This is a genomic window from Streptomyces sp. SID8352 (assembly GCF_009862265.1).
GTDB lineage: Bacteria > Actinomycetota > Actinomycetes > Streptomycetales > Streptomycetaceae > Streptomyces.
In genome coordinates, this window is sequence record NZ_WWGX01000030.1 from 342183 (window position 1) to 358916 (window position 16734).

The window sequence follows — 16734 nt, forward strand, 5'->3', positions numbered from 1 at the left end:
TCGAGTGGGCCCTGGACGGGCTGACGGACCGCCGGGAGCCGGGCGGGGCGCCGGAGGCCGGGCGGACGCCGGGCGCCGGGCGGACCGGCGGGGCCGGTGGTCAGGCCGAGATGCCGTCGATCCGGGCCAGCGCGTCGTCGGCGCCGTAGGGCTGGAGGTAGGGGAGCCAGCGCGGATCGCGGTGGCCGGTGCCGATGATGCGCCAGGCCAGACCGGTGGGCGGGGCGGGCTGGTGGCGCAGCCGCCAGCCCAGCTCGACCAGGTGCCGGTCGGCCTTGACGTGGTTGCAGCGGCGGCACGACGCCACCACGTTCTCCCAGGCGTGCTGCCCCCCGCGGCTGCGCGGGATCACGTGGTCGACGCTGGTGGCGATGGCGCCGCAGTACATGCAGCGGCCCCCGTCGCGGGCGAACAGCGCCCGCCGGGTGAGCGGGACGGGCCCCCGGTAGGGCACCCGCACGAAACGCTTGAGCCGGACCACGCTGGGGGCGGGCACGGTGAGGGTCGCGCTGTGCAGATGGGCGCCGGACTCCTCCAGGCACACGGCCTTGTTCTCCAGGACGAGGACGAGCGCGCGGCGCAGCGGTACGACGCCGAGTGGCTCGTACGACGCGTTGAGCACCAGGACATGCGGCACGGAGGCCTCCTTGTACGCCGGCGGCGCGTGGCTCGCGCCGGGACGATCCGTAGTCAGTCTCCCCTCATGCCTGGCAGGAGCGCCACCATGTGCCGGTAACGGGCCGGAAGTGTTCTCGGCCACACGGCGGGCGCCCCGGGGGCCCCGGCCCGTCCCGGCGCCGGGCGGCGGGGCCCTTCGGCCGGGCGGCGGGCCGGGGCGGGAACCGTGCCCCGTTAGTGTGGTGGGGCCGCCCTTTCGACGACTCCCACCCGACGCCGGACCGCCCGCGCACGAGGGGACGGCCGCCGTACTGGAGGTATCCGCCGTGTCCCTGTCCGCCGCTCCGACGGCCACCGGCCCGTCGCCGTCACCGGCCCCGACGGCCCCGGTGGTGCCCACGCTCCAGGACGCCCAGGAGCACGCCACCAACGCCGCGAGCTGGGTCGAGGAGAACTGGTCGACCTGGCTCGCGATCGGACTGCGGGTCACCCTCATCGTGGTGATCGCGGCCGTGCTGCGGGCGGTGGTGCGGCGTGCGATCACCAAGCTGATAGACCGGATGAACCGCACCGTCCAGGCGGTGGACGGCACCGCCCTGGGCGGGCTGCTGGTCAACGCCGAGCGGCGGCGCCAGCGCTCCCAGGCGATCGGATCGGTGCTGCGCTCGGTGGCCAGCTTCCTGATCCTGGGCACGGGCGCCCTGATGGTCCTCGGCACCTTCGAGATCAATCTCGCCCCGCTGCTGGCGTCCGCCGGTGTCGCGGGCGTCGCGATCGGCTTCGGCGCCCGCAATCTGGTGACGGACTTCCTCTCCGGCGTCTTCATGATCCTGGAGGACCAGTACGGCGTCGGCGACACCGTCGACGCGGGCGTCGCCTCCGGTGAGGTCGTCGAGGTAGGGCTGCGGGTCACCAAGCTGCGCGGCGACAACGGCGAGATCTGGTACGTCCGCAACGGCGAGGTCAAGCGGATCGGCAACCTCTCCCAGGGTTGGTCCACGGCCGGGGTGGACGTGACCGTGCGCGCGGACGAGGACCTGGACCGGGTCAAGGAGGTGCTGGACGGGGTCGCCGCGCGGATGGCCAAGGAGGAGCCCTGGAACGAGATGCTCTGGAGCCCCGTCGAGGTGCTCGGTCTGGACTCGGTGCTGCTGGACTCCATGGTGGTCCGGGTCTCCGCCAGGACCATGCCCGGCAAGGCCGTCACCGTCGAGCGCGAGCTGCGCTGGCGGATCAAGCGGGCCTTCGACGCGGCCGGCATCGCGATCGTCGGCGGCGCCGTCCCGGTGGAGGACCTGCCCGCCTCCGACCCGGCGGCGGGCGTCGCGGCCCCGTCGGCATACGCGAGCGCGGTGTCGCCGCAGTCGATGGCGGCGGCGCCGATCCCGCCGCCCAACATCGCCAAGTAGGCCGCCGGGCCGGGCCGCCGGCCCCGGCCCCGTCCGCCCGACGGGCCGGGGCCGGGCGGCGGCCACGGCGGTCGCTACGCGTACCGCAGCTCCCCCGGCCGCACCGCCCGTCCCAGCAGGGGCAGGGCCGTCGCCGAGGCCAGCAGGCAGGTCCCGTAGAGGGCGGGGGCGACCAGCAGGGCGCTCCACGGCAGCCCGGGGCTGTCCGTGATGCGGCCGTACACGAGACCGGCGGTCAGTCCGCCGCCCCAGGCCAGCAGGACGGCCGGGGCCAGCGGCAGCGCCGTCTCCAGGAGCAGGGCGCGGTTCAGGACGCCGCGCGGCACCCCGGAGGCGACCTGCGCGGCCAGGGCGCGGCGGCGGCCGGTGAGCGACTCCGCGGTGCCCACGGCGAGGCCGGACAGGGCGACGGCGAACGCGACCAGGAGCGCGGCCCCGGTCAGGTTCAGGCCGGTGGTGTAGAAGGCCGGGGGCGCGGCGGACACCTCGCCCCGGTCCAGCCAGCCGAGCATGGAGTGCCGCACGCACAGGAACATCGTCGAGGAGGCCGTCACCAGGAACACGGCCGCCTGGGCGCGGGCCGCGGCCCACGGGTCGTCGCGCAGCCGCTCCGCCGCGAGCAGGACCGCCGCCGACCGGGCCCGCCCGGCGGCCAGCCGGCCGAGGAGCCGGGACGCGGCCCCGGACAGCCACACGGCCCCCGCGCCGAGTGCGACGACCGCCAGAAGGGCCGTCAGCGCCGGCAGCCAGGTGAGCCGGCCCGGGGCGCCCCGGCCGGAACCCGTGCCCCACGCCGCCGCCGCGGTCAGCAGGACCAGCGTGCCCAGGACCGCCCACCCCGGCCGGCGCCCCTCCTCCGGACGCGTCCGGCGCACCCGGCCCAGTGGGGAGGCCACCACCCGGCGCAGCGCCAGCGCCGCCGCCGCGGCGCCCAGCAGCGGCACGGCGGCGGCGACCAGGGCCATGCCCGCCCACACCCGGACGGGCGGGGCGGGCCACGACCGCGCCACCAGCAGGGCGGCGAAGACGGTGGCGACCGCCGATCCCGCGAGGCACGCCGGAGCGGTCTCCAGGGCCGCGATCCGCCGCACCTGCCAGGGCGTCGCCCCGGCCAGCCGCAGCGTGGCCAGCCGCCGGTCGCGGTGCGCGGCGCCGATCCGCGCGCACTGCCCGAGGAAGGCCAGCACCGGCACCAGCGACAGCAGCAGCCCGGTGATCACCCCGTACCGGGTGCCGGACTCGCTCACCAGCCCGTGGAAGTGGGAGACGGAACGGCCGTCGGGCACCGCCGCCAGCACGACGGCGGCCAGTGCGAAGCCCGTCGCGGCCGCCGTGCCGACCGAGGTGAGCAGGAGGCGCGTCCACTCCCGGCGGTCCGATCCGCGCAGCAGGTGCCGGGCCAGCCGGGCGTCCGACAGCGGCGTGGGGCGGCGCGCGCTCACGCGGTCACCTCCTGCGGGGTCACCGCTCCGTCCCGCAGCCGGATCTCGCGGTCCGCGTACGCGGCCACCTGGGCGTCGTGGGTGACCAGCAGCACCGCGGTGCCCGACTCGCGGGCGGTGCGCGCCAGCGCCGTCATCACCTGTTCGCCCGCCAGGGAGTCCAGCGCCCCGGTCGGCTCGTCCGCGAACACCACCCGGGGCCCGGTGACCAGGGCGCGGGCCAGTGCCGCCCGCTGGGCCTGGCCGCCGCTCAGCTCGCCCGGCCGCAACTCCTCCTGCCCGCGCACCCCGAACCGCTCCAGCCATTCGGCCGCCCGCTCCAGCGCGCCGGCCCGCCGGGCGCCCGCCAGCATCAGCGGCAGCGCCACGTTGTCCCGGACCGTCAGCTCCGGGATGAGCTGCCCGAACTGGAAGACCACCCCGAACTCGGTGCGCCGCAGTTCGCTCAGCCGCTTCTCGGGCAGCAGATCCAGCCGCTGCGACCGCCCGGGTCCCGGGGCGTAGGCCACCGTGCCCGCGTCCGGCCGGACGATGCCGGCCAGGCAGTGCAGCAGCGTCGACTTCCCGCTGCCGCTGGGGCCGGTGAGGGCGAGGATCTCGCCCGCGCGCAGTTCCATCGAGGCGCCGCGCAGCGCCCGCGCCGTGCCGTGCGCCTTGCGCAGGCCGTCGGCGGCGAGCAGCGGCAGTGCCGTGTCCCCGTTCGTCATCGGGAGCGGACCTCCGTGGTCAGAGTGGTGAGCCGGGCCGCCGTGGTGGTCATCCAGCGGAGGTCGGCGTCCAGGTGGTTGAGTGCGTAGTCGGCCGAGAGCACGGTGGTCAGATCCGCGTCCGGGGCCGTCTTGAGCGCCGTGAGTTCCCGCATGCGGGCCATGTGGGCGGCGCGCTGGGCCCGCAGATGGGCGTCCGCGTCGCCGCCGGTGAGGATCAGGACGACGAGCCGGGTGAAGATCTCGTTCGTCACATGGGGGGCCGGCGGTGCGATCTCCCCCGTCCAGCGGGCCAGTTCGCGCGTCCCCGTCTCCGTCGTCCGGTAGGCCGTGCGCTCCGGGCCGCCGTCCGAGGCGGTGCCGTCGACCTCCGCGAAGCCGTCCCGGACCAGCCGCTGCAGGGTCGTGTAGACCTGCCCGTAGGCCAGGGGGCGGGCCTGGGGGAAGCGCTCGTCGTGGCGGCGCTTCAGGTCGTAGCCGTGGCTCGGCCCCCGGGCGAGCAGCCCCAGCAGGATGTGACGGGTACTCATGGCGATCAGTATTCACCACGTACATGTACTGAGTGAATAGATGGGCCGGGGGTGGGGCCGCCGGTTCCGGAAGGAGTGATTCCGACGGAACCCGGCGGCGCTCCCGGGGCCCTCCGGCGGTGCCCGCGGGACTCCGCGAGCGGAGAGTGTGACCGATTTGTGTGATCCTGGGTGGGTCGGTGACCGGCGCGACCGCGCGCGGGGCAGTGATCGCAGGGCCCGGACGTGACCAAGGTCACCTTGCCCGCCCCTGGGGGCCTGTCCTCGCGCCGACTGGGTAGGCGCGGCCGTGACCCGACCCCCGATCGCGTGCTCCCGCACCGAAACACGAGGAGGCCCCCGTGGCTGCGTTGGTACCCCTCCTGCTCCCGGCCCCGTCCAAACCCGTGGCGGAGGACACCGGGACCGGCGGACGCCCCGGACCGGCCGGGCCCGTGAGCGAACCCTCCGCCGCCCTCGACAGAGCCTTCGACACGGCCTTCGACACGGCCTTCGACACGGCCTTCGACACCCCGCACTACCGCGTCTTCGGCACCACCGGCTCCGGCGTCGGCGCCCCGCTCACCAGCGAACCGCCGCTGCCCGAGGCCGAGCCCCTCACCAGCGAGTCCCCCTTCGCCGACGCCGTGCCGCTGACCAGCGAGTCCTCGCCCGAGCTCACCGCCGACGTCCCGGAGCAGGGCGGCCCCTCCTTCGCCGTGCCGGAACCCACCGGAACCTAGGGGCCACCGGATGACCGCCGCGCGGCCGGCCGGACCCGCCCTCCGGGAACTCCCCGGTGACCTGACCCGGCTCGCTGCCCTGCACGGCGTCGCCACCTCCCACCGCGCCTCCCCGGACCGCACGGTCACGGCCCCGGCCGCCGCCGTCACCCGCGCGCTGGCCGCCCTCGGCGTCGACGCCGGGACCCCCGGTGCGGTGCGCGCCTCCCTGGCCGCCGCCCGCGCCGAACGGGCCGCCCGCCTGCTGCCGCCCACCGTGGTCGCCCGCGCCGGCCAAGGCACCGCCGCGGCTCTCACCGGGCTGCCCGGGGGCACCCGGCTGCGCGTCGACACCGAGGACGGCGGCACCCTCGACGGCACCGCGGAGCTGCCGCCGGGCGTGCACCGGCTCACCGCCACCGCGCCCGGCGGACACCGCGCCGAGGCCCATCTGATCGTCGCCCCCGACCGGCTTCCCGCCCCCGCCGGGCGGTCCTACGGGCTCCTCGTCCAGCTCTACTCGCTGCTCTCCCGGCGCTCCTGGGGCATGGGCGACCTCGGCGACCTCGGAGAACTCGCCGCCTGGGCCGGGCGCTCCCTCGGTGCGGGATTCGTCCAGGTCAACCCCCTGCACGCGGCCGTGCCCGGTCCCCCCGTCGACCCCTCCCCCTACCGGCCCTCCTCCCGGCGCTTCCCCGACCCCGTGCACCTGCGCGTCGAGGACGTGCCCGAGTACGCCTACGCCGACGACCCCCGGCTGCGCGCCCTCGGGGAACGGGCCCGTTCGCTGCGCGAGGCGGTGCTCTCGGGCGGCGCTCTCATCGACCGGGACGCCGTCGGCCGGCTCAAGCGCGAGGCCCTGGAACTGCTGGCCCGGGTCCCCCTCGGCCCCGGCCGCCGCGCGGCCCTCGCGGACTACCGGGCCGAGGGCGGCGGCGCCCTGGAGGACCATGCCACCTGGTGCGCCCTGGCCGAGGTCCACGGCCCCGACTGGCACCGGTGGCCCGAGCCGCTGCGTGACGCCCGCTCGGCGGCGACCGCGCGGGCCCGCGCCGGCCTGCGCGCCCGGGTCGACCTCCACGCCCGCCTCGCCTGGCTCACCGACGAGCAGCTCACCGCCGCCCAGCGGACCGCCCGCGAGGCGGGGATGCCGGTGGGGATCGTGCACGACCTCGCCGTCGGTGTGCACCCCGGCGGTGCCGACGCCTGGGCCCAGCGGGAGTTCTTCGCCGCCGGCATGTCCGTCGGCGCCCCGCCGGACGCCTTCAACGCCCGGGGCCAGGACTGGGGGCTGCCGCCCTGGCGCCCCGACCGGCTCGCCGCCGCGGGCTACGCGCCCTACCGGGAGTTGCTGCGGGGCCTCTTCCGGTACGCGGGGGCGCTGCGGATCGACCACGTCATGGGCCTGTTCCGGCTCTGGTGGGTCCCCGAGGGGCATCCGCCCACCGAGGGCGCCTACGTCCGCTACGACGCCGAGGCGATGCTCGCCGTGCTGGTGCTGGAGGCGGCCCGGGCCGGTGCCGTCGTCATCGGCGAGGACCTCGGCACCGTCGAGCCCGGGGTGCGCGAGGCGCTGCGCGAGCGCGGGGTGCTGGGCACCTCGGTGCTGTGGTTCGAGCGGGACTGGGCGGGCGACGGGCGGCCGCTGCCGCCCGAGCGGTGGCGCGCCGACTGCCTGGCCACCGCCACCACCCACGATCTGCCGCCCACCGCCGCCCGGCTCGGCGGCGAGCACGTCGCGCTCCGCGACCGCCTGGGCCTGCTCACCCGCCCGGCGGCCGTCGAGCGGGCGGAGGCGGAGGCGGACACGGCGGAGTGGCGGGACGCGCTCACCCGCCTGGGCCTGCTGCGGCCCCCTCCCGGGCGGGACGGCGCCACCCCCGCCGCGCCTCGGGAGCAGGCGCGCCCGGACGGGGCCGGGCACTCCCACGGTTCGGCCGGCCCGGGCGGCCCCGAGGCCCCTTACGGGTCCGGCGGTACCGGGCACCCTCACGGACCCGGGACCCCTCGCGTACCCCGGCACCCTCACGGGCCGCGCGGGCCCGAGGTCTCCTGTGCGCCCCGGTACCCCCATGTGCCGGGCGGGCCGGGCGGGCCGGACGTGCCGGACGTGCCGGGCGTGCCGGGCGGGTCCGAGGCACCCCGCCGGTCCGAGGACTCCCGCGCCCCCGGGAACACCGGCGTCCCCCAGGCCCCGCACACCCCCAGCACCGTCCCTGCCCACGCTCCCCGCGCTCCCCGTGCTCCCCGTGCTCCCCGCGCTCTCCACGCCCCCGTCACCCTCGCCGCCCCGCCGCCGGAGGCCCGCGCCCCCGGCCCCGATCCCGCCGTCTCCTCGGAGGAGGCCGAGATCCGGGCCGTCCACCGGTTCCTGCTCCGCACCCCCGCCCGCATGGTCGGCCTCTGGCTGCCCGACGCCGTCGGGGACCGGCGCCCGCAGAACCTCCCCGGCACCCGGGACCAGTACCCCAACTGGCGCCTGCCCGTCGCGGACGCCCGGGGACGCCCCGTGACCCTGGAGGACCTGGCCGGCTCACCCCGGCTGCGGGCCCTGATCGACGCGATGCGGAGCCCGTCCGGCGACTGAGCGGCGCCCCGGGGGAGCCCCGTACGGCACCCCGGGCGCGCGCCCCGTTCGGCCGTTCGCTAACTTGGGCTCCGTGGACAAGAAGAACGCCCTGCGCGCCGGCGCCCTGGCAGCCGGTACGACGCTGATGATGCTGCTCATGACGTCCCCCGCGCTCGCGCTGACGCGCGACGACGGCGACGACCCCGGCCAGGGTCTGAGCGTCGTCGAGACGCTGGGCCTCTACGTGCTGGCCCCGGTCGGCCTGTTCGTGGTCATCACCGCCCTGGTGATGGTCCTGGACCGGTCCAAGGCGGAGCACCGGGTGATCGCCCCCGGCAAGGCGAAGGCCAAGGCGGGCGCGGGAGCCTGACGGCCGCCCGGCCCGCGTGAACGGCGCCGCACCCGGCTCTCCCCCCACGGGAAGCGGAGCGGCGCCTTCGCCATGCCCGCCTGGCCGCCCCTTCCGGCCCCGGCCCACCGCCGCCCCACCCCGACACGCGCCTCAGGAGCGCCCGGCACCGTACCGGGCGCCCCTGAGGCATGTGTCGTCGGGGGATCAGGGGCGGAGCGGGCGGGAGCGCCGCGAGGGGCCGCCCGAGCACGCCGCGAGCACGGTACGGGAGCGCCGGTGAGCCGCTCGGGAAGGCCGCGAGGGCCGGGCGGGAACGCCGCGGGGGCCGCCCGGCGCACCGCCGGACGGCCCCCGCGGACCCCGCGCGACGGGGTCAGGCCGCCGCGGCGGCCGTGTCGGCCGCCTGGGCCCTCAGCGCGCGGTCGACGCCCGACCTGGCCTCGGAGACCAGGCGGCCCAGCGCCGCGTTGGGCCCGGCGGAGGCCAGCCAGGCGTCCGTGCGCTCCAGGGTCTCCCGGGAGACCTGCTCCGACGGGTAGAGGCCCACGGCGATCTGCTGGGCGATCTCGTGCGAACGGGCGTCCCAGACCTCCTTGAGCGCCTCGAAGTACCGCTCCGCGTAGGGCGCCAGCAGCTCGCGCTGATCGCTCTGCATGAAGCCGTCGATCACCGCCTCCTGCACGGCGTTCGGCAGCTTGTCGGACTCCACGACCGAGGCCCACGCCTCCGCCTTGGCCTCCTCGGACGGGCGGGCCGCCCGCGCGTGGGCGGCGTGCCGCTCACCCGCGGCCGTCCGGTCCCGCTCGTACTCGGCGGCGATCTCCGCCTCGTCGAAGCGGCCCACCGCCGCGAGCCGCTGCACGAACGTCCAGCGCAGCTCGGTGTCGACGGCCAGGCCCTCGATGCTCTCGCCGCCGACCAGCAGGGCCTCCAGCAGGTCGAGCTGCTCCGGGGTCCTGGCCGTCGCCGCGAAGGCGCGCGCCCAGGCGAGCTGGTGGTCGCCGCCCGGCTCGGCGGTCCGCAGGTGGGCCAGGGTGGCCTCCGTCCAGCGGGTCAGCAGCGCCTCCCGCCCGGCGGGGTCGGTGTAGTGGTCGACGGCCAGCTTCACCTGGCGGTGGAGCGACTGGACGACGCCGATGTCGGACTCCTTGCCGATGCCGGACAGCACCAGCGACAGGTAGTCGCGGGCCGCCAGCTCCCCGTCCCGGGTCATGTCCCAGGCGGAGGCCCAGCACAGGGCGCGCGGCAGCGACTCGGTGAAGTCCCCGAGGTGCTCGGTGACCACCGCGAGCGACCGCTCGTCCAGGCGGACCTTGGCGTACGACAGGTCGTCGTCGTTGAGCAGCAGCACCGCCGGGCGGGCCCGGCCCACCAGCTCCGGCACGGCCGTCAGCTCGCCGTCGACGTCCAGCTCGATCCGGTCGCCGCGCACCAGGCGCCCCTCGGTGTCGAGGTCGTAGGCACCGATGGCGATGCGGTGCGGGCGCAGCGTCGGCTCGCCCTTGGCCCCGGCGGGCAGCGCGGGCGCCTCCTGGCGGACGGCGAAGGAGGTGATGACCCCGGCGGCGTCCGTCTCGATCTCCGGGCGCAGGACGTTGATGCCGGCCGTCTCCAGCCACGCCTTCGACCAGGTCCGCAGGTCCCGGCCGGAGGTCTCCTCCAGCGCGCCCAGCAGGTCGGACAGGCGGGTGTTGCCGAACGCGTGCCGCTTGAAGTACGCCCGCACGCCCCGGAAGAACGCGTCCTCGCCGACGTGGGCGACGAGCTGCTTGAGAACGGAGGCGCCCTTGGCGTAGGTGATGCCGTCGAAGTTGACGAGCACGTCGTCCAGGTCGCGGATGTCCGCCATGATAGGGTGCGTGGACGGCAGTTGGTCCTGCCGGTACGCCCAGGTCTTCATGGAGTTGGCGAACGTCGTCCACGAGTGCGGCCACTTGGAGCCGGGCGCCTCGGCCTGGCAGGCGGCCTCGGCGTAGGTGGCGAACGACTCGTTCAGCCACAGGTCGTTCCACCACTCCATGGTGACCAGGTCGCCGAACCACATGTGGGCCAGCTCGTGCAGGATCGTCGCGGCCCGGCCCTCGTACGCCGAGTCCGTCACCTTCGAACGGAACACGTACTGGTCGCGGATGGTGACCGCGCCCGCGTTCTCCATCGCGCCCGCGTTGAACTCGGGGACGAAGAGCTGGTCGTACTTCCTGAAGGGGTACGGGTAGTCGAACTTCTCCTGGAACCAGTCGAAGCCCTGCCGGGTCACGTCGAAGATCGCGTCGGCGTCGAGGTGCTCGGCGAGCGAGGGGCGGCAGTAGATGCCGAGCGGCACCGACTGGCCGTCCCGCTCGTACACCCCGTGCACGGCGTGGTACGGGCCGACGATCAGGGCCGTGACGTACGACGAGATGCGCGGCGTCGGCTCGAACGCCCAGACGTTGTCCCGGGGCTCGGGGGTGGGCGAGTTGGAGATGACCGTCCAGCCCTCCGGCGCCGTCACGGTGAACCGGAAGGTCGCCTTGAGGTCGGGCTGCTCGAAGCTGGCGAAGACCCGCCGGGCGTCCGGCACCTCGAACTGGGTGTACAGATACGCCTGGTCGTCGACCGGGTCGACGAACCGGTGCAGGCCCTCGCCGGTGTTGGTGTACGCGCAGTCCGCGACGACCCGGAGCACGTTGCGGCCCGCCAGCAGGCCCGGAAGGGCGATGCGGGAGTCCCGGAACACCGTGCCCGCGTCCAGCGCGCCGCCGTTCAGGGTCACCTCGTGGACCGTGGGCGCGACCAGATCGATGAAGGACTCGGCCCCGTCCTCCGCGACGTCGAAGCGCACCGTGGTCACGGACCGGTAGGTGCCGCCCTCCTGCGCGCCGGTGAGATCCAGGTCGATCTCGTACGAGTCGACGGTCAGCAGGGTCGCCCGCCGCCGTGCTTCTTCGCGAGTCAGGTTTGTGCCAGGCACGCGGTCATCTCCTCGATATGGGTGGTCGCGCCATCCTTCCACGGGAGCTGTCCGGAACGCGATCTCCAAAAGGCCGGACGGGCCGGGGCGGCCCCGGGGGCCGGGCCGGGCACCCGGCGCCCCCCCCGGGAACGCCGACGGCCCGGGGAACGCCCGCGGCCCGGAGGCGGCGCGGGCGCCTCCGGGCCGCGGGGTCACGGCCGGCCCCGGCACGGCGGGGGCAGCGGGTGCTCAGCCCTTGAGCTCGGCCGCCACCAGCTCCGCGATCTGGACCGTGTTCAGGGCCGCGCCCTTGCGCAGGTTGTCGTTGGAGACGAACAGGGCGAGGCCGTTGTCGACCGTCTCGTCGCGGCGGATGCGGCCGACGAAGGACGGGTCCTGGCCGGCCGCCCCGAGCGGGGTCGGGACCTCGGTGAGCGCCACGCCGGGCGCGCCCGCCAGCAGCTCCCGGGCGCGCTCCACGTCGAGCGGACGGGCGAAGCGGGCGTTGATCTGGAGCGAGTGGCCGGTGAAGACGGGCACGCGCACACAGGTGCCGGAGACCTTCAGCTCCGGGATGCCCAGGATCTTGCGGGACTCGTGGCGGAGCTTCTGCTCCTCGTCCGTCTCGTGCAGCCCGTCGTCGACGATGGAGCCGGCCATCGGGAGCACGTTGTACGCGATCGGCGCCACGTACGTCCCGGGCTCCGGGAACTCGGCCGCCGAGCCGTCGTGGGTCAGCTTCGGCGCGTCCTCGCCGACCTTGCGCACCTGCTCGAACAGCTCGTTCACACCCGCGAGGCCGGAGCCGGACACGGCCTGGTAGGTGGAGACGACCAGGGCCTCCAGGCCCGCCTCGGCGTGCAGCGGACGCAGCACCGGCATCGCGGCCATCGTGGTGCAGTTCGGGTTGGCGATGATGCCCTTGGGGCGGTCCGCGACGGCGTGCGGGTTCACCTCGGCCACCACCAGGGGCACCTCGGGGTCGCGGCGCCAGGCCGAGGAGTTGTCGATCACCACGGGCCCCTGGGCGGCGACCTTCTCGGCCAGGGCCCGGGAGGTGGCGCCGCCCGCCGAGAACAGCACGATGTCCAGGCCGGAGTAGTCGGCGGTGGCCGCGTCCTCCACCGTGACGCCGTCCAGCTCCTTGCCGGCGGACCGGGCCGAGGCGAACAGGCGCAGCTCGGTGACCGGGAACTCCCGCTCGGTGAGGATGCTGCGCATGACCGTGCCGACCTGACCGGTGGCTCCGACGATTCCGACCCTCACAGCGACTCCTTATGACGACGTGCCTGTACCCGGCCGGGGGGCGGGGCGGTTCCATCATGCGCGGCATCCCGGTCGGTGTGTCCAATCGATTGCCCGGGTAATGGACGGGTATGCCCCCGGAGGGGCGGCTCAGTCGTGCCGTTCGACGGACCGGTCGCCCAGCGCCGGACGTGGTAAATCCCTTCCGGCAGGCGGTAGGGGCCGGAAGTTGCGGTCAGCTTGTACCGGGGGAACAGATTTTCGTCGAGCCGGAAGGGGCGCTGGACGCCCCCGGTGGCGACGAAGGGCACCTCCGCGTCCGGCCCGGTGTGACGTACGACTCCATGGGCCGTGCCCCGGGTCCGCCGCCCCAGCGGGACCGCCCCGGTGAAGGGTGCCGACTCCGGCCGCCACCACCCGCGCGTACAGCCCGGGGACCTGCCCGGACACCCCGTGCTCGCAGGACCCGGTGACCAGCACCCGCTGGACGGCGGGCTCCGTCCCCGGCAGGTCCGGCTCCAGTCACTCGGCGCGCTGCCCGCCGCCCCCGTCCGCCCGGAGGGCGGGCCCGGCGGCACCCGGGCGTGCGGGGTGCCGTCGGGCGGACGGGGGCGACGGGTACGACGCGGGTACTACCGGGGCACGACGCTGCCGATCCGGACGCTGCCCGTCCCGGCGACGGTGCCCCGCGCGTTGACGAGCTGGACCCGGCCGAAGAACTCGCGGCCCTCCGGCGCGGCGGCCAGCGCCGTCACCCCGCCCGTGAACGTGGCGGAGGCGCCCGTGGCGAGCCGCACCGGCGCCGCGTCGCCCACGGTGACCGAGCCGAGGGCGGGCGAGAAGTACACGTCGCGGTAGTCGTACTCGGTGGTGCCCGACGGCACCGAGTAGGCGTCGACCTCGATGGTGTAGGTGCCCGGGGCGGGGTCGGGCAGGGTCACCGCCTCCTCCGAGTCGCCGTCCGCGGACTGGGCGACCGCCCGGCCGTCGCGGTAGACCGTGAGGTCCAGGTCGGCGGCGGCGTCGGAGACGCCCCCGACGGAGACCGACAGCGAGGTGGCGCCCGCGGGCACCTCGACGGTGGAGACCGCCGTCGAGCCCTGCGCGATGCGGGGCCGGGAGGACACGGAGGAGCCGAGCGGGCCGCCGACGAGCCTGCCCTCCAGGGCCGCGTTCCGGTTGGTCACGGTCCAGGAGGCCGTGGCCGGGACGCCCACCCGGGCCTCGGGGACGGTCACCACCTCCGGGGCGAAGTCGGCGCCGAACACCCCGACGTCCAGCGTGTAGGGGTTGTCCAGCAGCGGCGAGGTGCGCCGCGACTCGACCTCGATCTCCCAGACGCCGGGCTGCGGATCGGCGTAGGAGCGCACGTCGGGACGGCAGCCGTTGCCGTCCAGGTGGTTGTTGTAGCAGTACGGCGTGGAGGTCCGGTCGACCGGGAGGCCGTGCGGGTGGACGGCGATGAAGCGGGTCTGGCTCCCGGCGTCCAGTCCGCCGATGGCCACCTCCAGCGTCCGCGCGCCCTCGGGGACCGTCACGAAGTACGAGCGGGTGCCGTTGCGCTGCACCGAGCCCTCCGCGGTGAAGGAGTGCCGCAGCGGCGCGGAGACCACGACCGTGGTGAGGATCTGGCGGTCGACGCCCTCGGTGCGCGGGTCGTCCAGCTCCAGCACCGCGCTCCTCACGCCCGCCGTGCCGGGCCGGGCCTCGACCCGGACGGTGACCGGCCGGTTCAGCGGCAGCGACACCACGTCCGGGCCGACGACGCGGAAGGTGCCGCCGGGGTCGTTCTCGAAGTGCAGCTCGTGCCGGACCGGGCGGTCGGCGCCGGAGGTGCGGGTCAGCGTGATCTCGTACGTCCTCCGCTGCCCGGCCCGCAGGCCGCCCTCGCGGTCGTAGAGGCCGGTGCCGCGGCCCGGGACCTCCAGGAATCGGTCGAGGGCGGTGTCGACCGGCGCCTCGACCCGGTACGTGTGGGCGGTGGCGCCGCGCCGGACCGACCGCCAGGCGTCGACCACGTTGATCAGGCCCGCGCCCTGCTCGTGCGCCTGGACGCCCCTGACCCGGTCGGCGGTGGAGGTCAGGGCGGTGCGCAGACCGGCCGGGGTCAGCGCGATCCCGGCGCGCCGCGCGGCGGACAGCAGCAGCGCCGAGGCACCGGTGGCCTGCGGGGCGGCCATGGAGGTGCCCTGGAGCATGGCGTATCCGGCGGGCAGGGCGTAGCCGGCCTCCGGGACCGGGCCGCCCGCCATCCAGGTCTGGATGGTGTTGACCGCCGCGCCGGGAGCGGTGAGCGTCGGCGTGAACCCGCCGTCCTCGCGCGGGCCCCGGGAGGAGAACGGCATCATCGCGTAGGCGGTGCGCACCACGGAGCCGTAGTTGGCGGCCCAGGTCTCGCGGGAGGCGGCGGCGCCCACCGAGACGACCTTGTCGGCCAGCCCCGGGTCGCCGATGGTGTTGGTGCCGGGGCCGGAGTTGCCCGCGGAGACGACGAGCTGGACGCCGTAGGTGTCGATCAGACGGGTGTAGAGCCTGGCCCGCGCGTTGTTGCCGTCGTTGAGGGCCGGGAGGCCGCCGATCGACATGTTGACGATGTCGACGCCGCGGTGGGCGACGAGGTCGATCATGCCCTCGGTGAGCGCGATGGTGGTGCAGCTCCCGGTCCAGGTGCAGGCGCGCGAGGAGACCAGCTTCGCGCCCGGGGCCGCGCCGTTCATCCGCCCGCCGAACAGCCCGTTGGCGGCGGTGATGCCGGCCACATGGGTGCCGTGCTCGGACTCGATGAGGCCGATGTTGACGAAGTCGGCCCGGGTGCCCGCCGTGTCGACGACGACGTCCTCGCGGATCTCCACCACGAACGGCTGGCGCTCGGCGACGTCGGTGGCCGGGTCGTCGGTGCCGAAGTACCCCGTTTGGAAGCCGTCCTTGTAGGGCTTCATCGGGACGTCGTCGGTGAAGTCGTGGTCGTTGTCGAGGTCGACGCGGACGGTGCCCGACAGCGGGTCGTAGAGCACGCCCCAGACGTCGGTGGTGTCGCCGTCCCGGTTGACGTCGCCCGCCGCGTCGCCGCCGAGGGTGGCCGACTCGCGGAAGACGTTCATCCGGTAGGACCCGGCGGGCGCGGTCCAGGTCCGTCCGCCGTAGGTGAACACCGGGCCGGAGACCCGGGTGGTCATCGGGCGCCAGGTCTCGTCGCCGTCGGCAACCGGGTCGGTCGCGGTCACCCAGTCGACGATCTTGCGCTCGCCGGTGGTGGTGCGCTGGAGCGCCGGGTGGGCCAGGTCCACGCCCGAGTCGAGGATGCCGATGGTGATCCCCCGGCCGTCCGCCTTCGGGTTCTCGCGGACGAAGTCCACGGCGCCCGTCTCGAAGGACGGGTTGTACGGGTTCTCGGCGGGGGTGCCGCGGCCGGGCGCGGGATACGCGCCCCGCGCGGCGACGGCGGCGCCCGTTCCGCCGCCCCGGGCGGCGCCGTCCGGGCGGCCGTCCTCCAGCGGGATCTCGTCGCGCAGGTCGATCCCCTGCACGGAGGAGAGCTTCGCGGCGGCGGCGATCACCGCGTCCGCCCGGCCGGTGGGCACGGTGGCGCGCACATAGCCGAGCCGGTCCTCGGTGCGGCCCACGGTGGCGCCCCGGACCGCGTCGAGCTGCGCGGTGACCTGGCCGGTGCGGCCGGGCTCGGTGGCGATCATCATCGTCACCGTCCGCGCGCCCTCGGCGCGCGCCTCGGCGAGCAGGTCCGCGTCGTCGGCGCCGAGCTTGTCGGGGGCGGGCTTGACGGCGGCTCCGGCGGGCGGGGGCGCCGGTGGCGCCGCCGGTCCGTCGGCGGCCAGGGCCGCGGGTATCGGTCCGGCCGCACAGAGCGCGGCGGCGATCCCCGCGGCCAGGACGGCCCGGGCGGCGCGCCCGGTGCCGGGCACCGGTCCGCGCTGGGGGGTGTGGGTCATCGGCATCCCTTGTCGAGGAGGGAACGGGAAGGGGCGGGAACGGGTGGAACGGGGGACCGGGCGGGACGGCGCACCCGGACCGGCCGGTCCCCGCACGCCCGGAAGATGTTCCGGGCGATCGTCAGCCTTACCCAACGGTTCACCGGTTGGGGGGAGTTGTCCTGGACCGGATGGACCATGGCGCACTTCCGCCATACCCCAACGGGGACACAGGGGGCGGGCCGCGACATTCCGCCGGCCTCTGCCCGTCCGGCCGCGCGCCGGGTTACCTTCCCCGGGTGC

At 75.8% G+C, this 16734-nt stretch carries 11 protein-coding genes; 4 read left to right on the forward strand and 7 right to left on the reverse strand.

The features are described 5' to 3' along the window. Positions 1 to 100: 100 nt before the first annotated feature. On the reverse strand, positions 101 to 637 hold the full coding sequence (locus GTY84_RS10745; RefSeq protein WP_161225919.1) for an HNH endonuclease: 537 nt from the start codon (positions 635 to 637) through the stop codon (positions 101 to 103). Positions 638 to 944: 307 nt separating this feature from the next. Here GTY84_RS10745 and GTY84_RS10750 point away from each other — a divergent pair, with 307 nt between their 5' ends. Then, positions 945 to 2027, forward strand: coding sequence for a mechanosensitive ion channel family protein (locus GTY84_RS10750; protein ID WP_161225920.1), 1083 nt, complete (start codon positions 945 to 947; stop codon positions 2025 to 2027). A gap of 74 nt (positions 2028 to 2101) precedes the next feature. Here GTY84_RS10750 and GTY84_RS10755 read toward each other — a convergent pair whose 3' ends face one another. Genes GTY84_RS10755 through GTY84_RS10765 form a run of 3 tightly spaced genes read right to left on the reverse strand, consistent with a single transcriptional unit; the run spans position 2102 to position 4706 of the window. After that, the gene (locus tag GTY84_RS10755) at positions 2102 to 3469 is read right to left on the reverse strand and encodes an FtsX-like permease family protein (RefSeq protein ID WP_161225921.1); all 1368 of its coding nucleotides are present in this window, start codon (positions 3467 to 3469) and stop codon (positions 2102 to 2104) included. Further along, positions 3466 to 4176: an ABC transporter ATP-binding protein gene (locus tag GTY84_RS10760; RefSeq protein WP_161225922.1), complete on the reverse strand. Its 711-nt coding sequence runs from the start codon at positions 4174 to 4176 to the stop codon at positions 3466 to 3468. The genes GTY84_RS10755 and GTY84_RS10760 overlap by 4 nt, the downstream gene beginning before the upstream one ends. Next, positions 4173 to 4706 (reverse strand): PadR family transcriptional regulator, encoded by a 534-nt coding sequence (locus GTY84_RS10765; RefSeq protein WP_161225923.1) that lies wholly within the window; start codon positions 4704 to 4706, stop codon positions 4173 to 4175. The genes GTY84_RS10760 and GTY84_RS10765 overlap by 4 nt, the downstream gene beginning before the upstream one ends. 341 nt (positions 4707 to 5047) lie before the next feature. Between GTY84_RS10765 and GTY84_RS10770 the strand changes: the two genes are divergently transcribed. The 3 genes from GTY84_RS10770 to GTY84_RS10785 all read left to right on the forward strand — a co-directional run bounded on the left by GTY84_RS10770 (position 5048) and on the right by GTY84_RS10785 (position 8346). After that, complete coding sequence (locus tag GTY84_RS10770) at positions 5048 to 5428, forward strand: hypothetical protein (RefSeq protein WP_161225924.1); 381 nt, start codon at positions 5048 to 5050, stop codon at positions 5426 to 5428. A 10-nt stretch (positions 5429 to 5438) separates the two neighbouring features. Then, positions 5439 to 7994, forward strand: coding sequence for a 4-alpha-glucanotransferase (gene malQ / locus GTY84_RS10775; RefSeq protein WP_237532166.1), 2556 nt, complete (start codon positions 5439 to 5441; stop codon positions 7992 to 7994). 73 nt (positions 7995 to 8067) lie between these two features. After that, positions 8068 to 8346, forward strand: coding sequence for a hypothetical protein (locus tag GTY84_RS10785; RefSeq protein ID WP_161225925.1), 279 nt, complete (start codon positions 8068 to 8070; stop codon positions 8344 to 8346). Between the two features lie 355 nt (positions 8347 to 8701). On the opposite strand, the gene pepN is transcribed toward GTY84_RS10785, so the two are convergent. The 3 genes from pepN to GTY84_RS10800 all read right to left on the reverse strand — a co-directional run bounded on the left by pepN (position 8702) and on the right by GTY84_RS10800 (position 16452). After that, on the reverse strand, positions 8702 to 11278 hold the full coding sequence (gene pepN / locus GTY84_RS10790) for an aminopeptidase N (RefSeq protein ID WP_161225926.1): 2577 nt from the start codon (positions 11276 to 11278) through the stop codon (positions 8702 to 8704). A 231-nt stretch (positions 11279 to 11509) separates the two neighbouring features. Next, the gene (locus GTY84_RS10795; protein ID WP_161225927.1) at positions 11510 to 12526 is read right to left on the reverse strand and encodes an aspartate-semialdehyde dehydrogenase; all 1017 of its coding nucleotides are present in this window, start codon (positions 12524 to 12526) and stop codon (positions 11510 to 11512) included. Positions 12527 to 13137: 611 nt separating this feature from the next. Then, the gene (locus GTY84_RS10800; RefSeq protein ID WP_161225928.1) at positions 13138 to 16452 is read right to left on the reverse strand and encodes a S8 family serine peptidase; all 3315 of its coding nucleotides are present in this window, start codon (positions 16450 to 16452) and stop codon (positions 13138 to 13140) included. Positions 16453 to 16734 lie beyond the last annotated feature (282 nt).

Excerpts from the sequence above, each read along its gene's own strand:
- malQ (WP_237532166.1), top strand. The coding sequence starts at position 5,439 with ATGACCGCCGCGCGGCCGGCCGGACCCGCCCTCCGGGAACTCCCCGGT.
- GTY84_RS10800 (WP_161225928.1), bottom strand. The coding sequence starts at position 16,452 with ATGACCCACACCCCCCAGCGCGGACCGGTGCCCGGCACCGGGCGCGCC.
- GTY84_RS10765 (WP_161225923.1), bottom strand. The coding sequence starts at position 4,706 with ATGAGTACCCGTCACATCCTGCTGGGGCTGCTCGCCCGGGGGCCGAGC.
- GTY84_RS10760 (WP_161225922.1), bottom strand. The coding sequence starts at position 4,176 with ATGACGAACGGGGACACGGCACTGCCGCTGCTCGCCGCCGACGGCCTG.